This is a genomic window from Herbaspirillum sp. UBA812 (genome assembly GCF_002296545.1).
Classification (GTDB): Bacteria; Pseudomonadota; Gammaproteobacteria; order Burkholderiales; family Burkholderiaceae_D; genus Herbaspirillum; species Herbaspirillum huttiense.
The window spans coordinates 1-6,484 of the sequence record NZ_DBIC01000005.1; the positions used below are offsets into that span (position 1 = coordinate 1).

Annotated in this window: 7 protein-coding genes; 6 read left to right on the forward strand and 1 reads right to left on the reverse strand. The window is 65.7% G+C overall.

Translation table 11 applies throughout. The annotated features are described in order from the left end of the window. The 6 genes from B3873_RS00160 to B3873_RS00185 form a co-directional block, all read left to right on the forward strand. Positions 1–461: extracellular solute-binding protein (locus B3873_RS00160; protein WP_286863436.1), on the forward strand; the 461-nt coding region annotated here is incomplete at its 5' end. A gap of 78 nt (positions 462–539) precedes the next feature. Further along, a complete protein-coding gene (locus tag B3873_RS00165) occupies positions 540–1,400 on the forward strand; it encodes an ABC transporter permease (RefSeq protein ID WP_286863437.1) in 861 nt (286 codons plus the stop codon). After that, positions 1,397–2,176, forward strand: coding sequence for an ABC transporter permease (locus B3873_RS00170; RefSeq protein WP_121045541.1), 780 nt, complete (start codon positions 1,397–1,399; stop codon positions 2,174–2,176). The genes B3873_RS00165 and B3873_RS00170 overlap by 4 nt, the downstream gene beginning before the upstream one ends. Positions 2,177–2,188: 12 nt before the next feature. Continuing rightward, positions 2,189–3,202: an ABC transporter ATP-binding protein gene (locus tag B3873_RS00175; protein ID WP_286863443.1), complete on the forward strand. Its 1,014-nt coding sequence runs from the start codon at positions 2,189–2,191 to the stop codon at positions 3,200–3,202. A 35-nt stretch (positions 3,203–3,237) separates the two neighbouring features. Beyond that, complete coding sequence (locus B3873_RS00180) at positions 3,238–4,206, forward strand: nucleoside hydrolase (protein WP_286863444.1); 969 nt, start codon at positions 3,238–3,240, stop codon at positions 4,204–4,206. 54 nt (positions 4,207–4,260) lie between these two features. Further along, positions 4,261–5,340: an adenosine deaminase family protein gene (locus B3873_RS00185; protein ID WP_286863445.1), complete on the forward strand. Its 1,080-nt coding sequence runs from the start codon at positions 4,261–4,263 to the stop codon at positions 5,338–5,340. A 12-nt stretch (positions 5,341–5,352) separates the two neighbouring features. Here the strand turns inward: B3873_RS00185 and B3873_RS00190 are convergent. Next, positions 5,353–6,484: methyl-accepting chemotaxis protein (locus tag B3873_RS00190; RefSeq protein ID WP_286863446.1), on the reverse strand; the 1,132-nt coding region annotated here is incomplete at its 5' end.

Sequence of the window (6,484 nt, forward strand, 5' to 3'; positions counted from 1 at the left end):
GCATGCAGAAGATCCTCTCGATCAAGAACAACGTGGTGACCTTCACCAAGAACAGCGCGCAATTGTCCTCGCTGTTCGCCCAGGACGAGATCTGGGTGGCACCGGTAGCACGCTTCACCTGGTCGCAACTGATGAAGACCGGCATGCCGCTGAAATGGGCCATCCCCGCCGAGGGCCAGGCCGCAGGCATGAACGTGATGGGCATCGTCGCCAAATCGAAGAATGCCGACCTGGCCTACCAGCTGATGGACTTCTGGCTCTCCAAGGAAGTGCAGACCGCCCTGGCCATGGAACTGGTGGATTCGCCGGTCAATACGCAAGTCGTGCTGCCCAAGGACAAGGCCGAATTCAATACCTATGGCGGTGAACACATCGCATCGCTCAAGTTCGTCAAGCCGGAAGACCTGCTGAAGTACCGCTCGGGCTGGCTGGAACAGTGGAACAAGGGCATCAGCAAATAAGCGAAATCCTTCATGTCACGGCGACGCCTGCCAGGTGCAGTGCGCCGCCCTTTTCTTTCCGGACCCCGTTAGCGCCCCATGCTCGCCTCTTCCAAATCACGCCTCGGACTGATGCTGGTCACGCCTGCGCTGATCTTCACATCGGTCTGTTTCCTGCTGCCGGTGGCGGCGTTGCTGCTGGATGCCTTCCGCATCGGCGGCCCCGACAGCCTCGACGGCGGCCCGCTGCAATGGAGCCTGGCCCGCTTCGCCGATTTCTTTGCCGAGCCGCTGCACCTGCAGGTGCTGTGGCGCACCCTGCGCATTGCCGCCCTGGTTACGCTGTGTTCGGCCCTGCTCTGCTATCCCGCCGCCCAGGCCATCGTGCGCGTGCATGCGCGCTGGCGCGGGCTGGTGCTGGGCATGATGATCCTGCCGCTGATGGTCTCGCCGATTGCGCGCACCTATGCCTGGATCGTGCTGTTCGGACGCAATGGCGCGGTCAACGCGGTGCTGTTGCATCTCGGGCTGGCCGATGAGCCGCAACGCCTGCTCATCACCGAAATGGCGGTCTTCGTGGGCCTGCTGCAATTGCTGCTGCCGCTGATGCTGATGTCGCTGGTCAGCGCCATGGAAAACATTTCCGCCGACCTGGCCCTGGCCGCCTCCACGCTGGGTGCCAATGCCTGGCAGGTATTCACCCGCGTGACCCTGCCGCTGACGCAGGAAGGCCTGATCGTCGGCGGCACCCTGGTCTTTACCGGCAGCGTCACGGCCTACGTCACCCCGGCGCTGCTGGGCGGACCGAAGGTCCTGATGCTGGAAACCCTGCTTTACCAGAAGGTCAGCGTGGAAAGTGATTTCGGCACCGCCAACGTGATCGCGGTGATCCTGGTGGCGATGACGCTGGCCGTCAACGCCGGTCTCAAACGCATTGCCGCTCCCCGGAGGACGACATGAAACAAGGACTCTTCCCGCGCGTGGTGCTGTGGGCCGTGATGCTGTTCCTGCTGGGCCCCTTCATCATCGTCTTCCTGGCCGGGTTCAGCGGTGGCGAAACACTGGCCTTCCCGCCGCCGTCCTATTCGCTTCGCTGGATCGTCTCGGTCTTGCAGGCCGATGAATTCCGCCAGGCCTTCGGCACCAGCCTGCAGATCGGCCTGCTGGCGACAGTGATCGCGCTGCTGCTGGGCGTACCTGTAGCTTATGCCATGTCGCGCATGCCGCCGCCGGGCATGGCGGTGATCAAGCAGGTGCTGACTTCACCGCTGATCATCCCGGCCATGCTGGTCGGCCTGGGCCTGTTGCGCCATTTCGTGCTGCTGGTCGATGCGCCGGTGTTCCTGGGCCTGCTGATCGGCCACGTCGGGCTGCTCACGCCCTATGCCGTGCGGGTGGTCTATTCCAGCCTGGCCAACCTGCGGGTCGATATCGAGGAAGCCGCCATCACGCTGGGGGCCACGCGCCTCCAGACCTTCCGGCTGGTGGTACTGCCCAATATCCGGGGCGCGGTGATTGCGGCCTTCTTCCTGGCCTTCGTGACCTCCTTCAACCAGGTGCCGGTGTCGCTGTTCCTCACCGGCCCGGGCATCAGCACCCTGCCCATCGAGATGCTGGGCCACATGGAAAACAGTTTCGATCCCTCCATTGCGGCGCTGTCCACGCTGCTGGTGCTGTTCACCATGGCCTTCGTGCTGGTCACCGAGAAGGTGCTGGGCATTTCCAAATACATGTGATGTGAGAACCTGATGAGTTACCTGAATCTGCAGCAAGTGGCGCTCGGCTACGGCAACGCCAGGACCGCCGTGGAAGGCCTGGACCTGGCCGTGCAACGTGGCGAACTGATTTCGCTGCTGGGCCCCAGCGGCTGCGGCAAGACCACCACCATGCGCGCCATCGCCGGCCTGATCGACCTGCGCGCCGGCAGCATCACGCTCGATGGCCGCGACATCAGCCGCCTGCCCCCCAACAAGCGCGACATCGGTCTGGTGTTCCAGTCCTATGCGCTGTTCCCGCACCTGAACGTGTTCGACAACGTGGCCTTCGGCCTGCGTCTGCGCAAGGTGCCGGCCGCCGAACTGCGCCAGCGCGTTGAGAAGGTCATCGCAGCGGTCGGCCTCGCCGGTTTTGAGGCGCGCCTGCCGGCGCAGATGTCGGGCGGCCAGCAACAGCGCGTGGCGCTGGCACGGGCCATCGTGATCGAACCCAAGCTGCTGTTGCTGGATGAACCGCTGTCCAACCTCGATGCCAAGCTGCGCGTGCAGATGCGCGCCGAGCTGCGCCGCATCCAGCGCGAACTGGGCATCACCATGCTCTACGTCACGCACGATCAGGATGAGGCGCTGGCCATGTCGGACCGTATCGTGGTCATGAACAGCGGCAAGATCGAGCAGCTCGATACACCCGAGCAGCTCTTCAATGCGCCACGCACGCGTTTCGTGGCCAACTTCATGGGCTTCGAGAACCTGTTCGATTATCGCGACGGCCAGTTGCACGGCGCGGCGGGACAATTGCCGCTCTCCGGCCTGCCCGCCAACACCGCCTGCGCCGGCTGGCGCGTGCAGCAGGTGCAGGTTGGCAGCGGCCCCTACGAAGGTCGCGTGCTGTCGCGCGGCTTCCTCGGCGAGCATGTCGAATACCTGCTGCAGACCGCCTTGGGCGAGGTACGCGGCATGGCCCCGGCGGCGCAGGCATGGGCACGTGAAGGCGACACCGTCCGCTTCGACCTGCCGGCGCAGGACGCGCTGGCGCTGGCCGCCTGAGCCTTTCCCCTGGACCTTTGAAGAAGAAGACAAACATGCACAAGATCTGGCTCGATACCGACCCCGGCTTTGACGACTGGCTGGCCATGCTGATGCTGTCGGCCAACCTGGAGGTGAACTGGCTGGGCGTCTCCGTGGTGGCAGGCAATGCCCCGCTGGTCACCACTTACGACAATGCGCTGCGGATCAAGCAGCATTACCATCTCGACGTGCCCGTCTATGCGGGCTGCGAGCGGCCGCTCGCCGGCGCCGTGGAAACCGCGCAAGCCATCCTCGGCGAATCCGGCATGGCCACCACCGGCGAGGCCCTGCCCCAGGTCGACATCGCCGACCTCGAAGCACGCCAGTCGCGGCAACTGCAACGCGACCCGCTGCCGCATGCGGTGGATGCCATGATCGAGGCGATCCGCCTGCATGCGGGCGAGATCACGCTCATGTGCATCGCCCCGCTGACCAATGTGGCCGTGGCCCTGCAGCGTGCGCCCGCGATCGCGGGCATGGTCAAGGAAATCATTCTCATGGGCGGCTCGGCCGACCAGGGCAATCACACTGCTGCCGCTGAATTCAATATCTATGCCGATCCGGAAGCGGCCGATGTGGTGTTCCGCTCCGGCATCCCGCTGCGCATGTTCGGCCTGAACCTGTGTCGCCAGCTGCTGGTGACCGCCGCTGAAGTGCAACAGGTCCGGGCCTTGGGCACGCCGCGTGCTAAGTGGCTGGCGGGCTACTTCGATGCCTACCTGCGCATCCGCAGTCCCGACGGCTCGGTGCCGATGCCGATGTATGACCCTGCGGTGGCCATCTGGCTCAAGCGTCCGGAATTGTTCAGCTTCCAGCCGGCACGGGTGGACATCGAGTTGCAGGGCCGCCTTACGCGCGGCATGACGGTCTGCGAATTCCGCGTACCGCGCCGCGCCCCGGCCAACACCGAGGTCGCCATGACGGTCGATGGCCCGCGTGCCATGCAATGCATGATGCAGGAATTGCTGGGCAGGCTCTCCTGAAGATGCCGCCCTCCCAGCACACCGGCCCCGGCCCTCTCCACTGATTTGCGTTTCATGACCTTCGACAACCAACACCAAGACGACACCGGCCCGCTCACGCTCGAACAATTCGTGCGCGCGCTACCCAAGGTCGAACTGCATTGCCACCTGTTCGGCGCGGTGCGCCGCGAGACCTTCAGCGATCTCTCCGCCCGCGCCGGTCATCCGGTCTCGCCGGAAGAGATCGAAGCCTTCTATACCCGTGGTGAAAAACCGGTGGGCGTACTGCGCGTACTGCGCGCGCTGGATGCCGAGCTGATCCGCCAGCCTGACGATCTCTACCGCATCACCTACGAATACCTGCAGGATGCCCACGCCCATGGCGTGGCCTGGAGCGAATTCTTCTGGAATCCGACCGGTACGGTGCGCGTGTCCGGCATCCCCTATGCCGATGCGCAGGACGCCATCGTGCGCGCCATCGTCGATGCCGAACGCGAGATCGGCATCATCGGCCGCCTGATTCCCAGCATCGACCGCGAGGCCAGTCCGGAAGAAGCCGTCGCCATGGTGCAGTGGATGCTGGCGGCCCGCGTCCCGCAGGTGCCGGGCATCGGCATGGATTACCGCGAGAACGACCGCCCGCCGGAACTGTTCGAAGCCGCCTACCGCCTGGCGCGCGAAGCCGGCCTCAAGACCACGGCCCATGCCGGTGAATTCGGCATGCCCTGGCGCAACGTGGCCACGGCCATCGACCTGCTGCAGGTGGACCGCATCGACCACGGCTACACCATCGTCGACAATCCCGATCTGATGCAGCACTGCATCGGCCGCGGGCTGGTCTTCACGGTGGTGCCGACCAATTCCTACTACCTGCGCACGCTGCCCCCGCAGCGCTGGGCGCAGGACCACCCGATTCGCCAGATGCTGTCGGCCGGGCTGCGCCTGCATCCCAACACCGACGATCCGACCCTGCATCTGGTGACCCCGACCGGGGCCTGGCTGATGATGCTGCAGCTCGGGGCCACGGTGGAGGACTTCCGGGACTTCATGCGCAATGGGCTGGATGCGGCCTGGATGGATGAGGGCTTGCGCAGCCAATGGCAGCAGGCCTGGAGCGAGCGCTACGATCAATTGCGCGCGCGCCTGCAGACCTGATCGCCGGGGGCATCAACGGGACATGTCGATGACCAGCTCACCCTCGCTGGTACCCTCGCCCGTCTCCAGGCGAAAGCGGGCCATCAGTGCGGCCATGCGTTCGGTCGCCAGGCGCATGGCTTCTGCGGCGGCCGACGATTGCTGCACCAGCAGCACGTTGCGCTGCGTGGCCTGATCGATGGCGCTGACCGACTGGCTGATGCGGCGCGCCCCGGCTGATTGCTGGCTGCTGGCGCTGGCCACCTCGCCGATGAGCTGATTGAGCCGTCCCACCTGCGCCACCACTTCCTGCATGCTGCGACCGGCCGTTTGCGCACGCCGGCTTCCTTGATTGATGCGCGCCATCGCATCGTTCAGCAAGGCCCTGATCTCCTGCGCCGCATCGGCGCTGCGGCGGGCCAGCTGCCGCACTTCATCGGCCACCACGGAAAAAGCCTGGCCATGGGTGCCGGCATGGGCCGCCTCGACGGCTGCATTCAGGGCCAGCAGATTGGTCTGGGAGGACAGACCATCGAGTTTCGCCACGATCTCTTCGATACGCCCGGCCGCCAGGTGCACCGCGTGCATGTTGCCGACCATCTCGCTGACCGCCACGCCGCCCTCCAGCGCCGCTTGCGCCGCCGACCGGGTCAGGCTGCAGGCTTGCTGCGCGCGGTCGGCGCTCTGCTGCACGGCCTGATTCAACTGTTCCATGGCGGCAGCAGTTTGCTGCAGGGAGCCGGCCTGCTGGGCGGCCCGCGTGCTCAGGTTGAGCGCGCCGTCGGCGATCTCTGCCGCCGAGCCGCGCATCACCCGCGCCCCGTGCCTGACCTCCCGCACCAGATGGCTCAAGCCCTGGCGCATGTCCTGCAGGGACGACAACAGTTGCCCGGTTTCACCCTGGAAGCCCCCATCGATGCGTCCGCACAGATCGCCCTTGGCCACCCGCGAGGCCACCTGGGCCGCCTGCGACAGCGGACCGGTCACCAGCCGGTACAGACTGGCCACACTCACTATCATCACCAGCAGCAGCAAGCCGCCCACTGCGGCCACCACGGTATCGAGCCGCTCCCTGGCCTGGCGCGCCTGCAGGATGTCAGCCCGGGTGCGGGTGTCCAGCATGGCCTGCAGTGCTTCCAGCGGGCGCATCATGGCGGCCCGCGCC

Bases quoted from the DNA above. Each gene is read 5' to 3' on its own strand.
- B3873_RS00165 (WP_286863437.1), top strand. From the start codon at position 540: ATGCTCGCCTCTTCCAAATCACGCCTCGGACTGATGCTGGTCACGCCT.
- B3873_RS00170 (WP_121045541.1), top strand. From the start codon at position 1,397: ATGAAACAAGGACTCTTCCCGCGCGTGGTGCTGTGGGCCGTGATGCTG.
- B3873_RS00175 (WP_286863443.1), top strand. From the start codon at position 2,189: ATGAGTTACCTGAATCTGCAGCAAGTGGCGCTCGGCTACGGCAACGCC.
- B3873_RS00180 (WP_286863444.1), top strand. From the start codon at position 3,238: ATGCACAAGATCTGGCTCGATACCGACCCCGGCTTTGACGACTGGCTG.
- B3873_RS00185 (WP_286863445.1), top strand. From the start codon at position 4,261: ATGACCTTCGACAACCAACACCAAGACGACACCGGCCCGCTCACGCTC.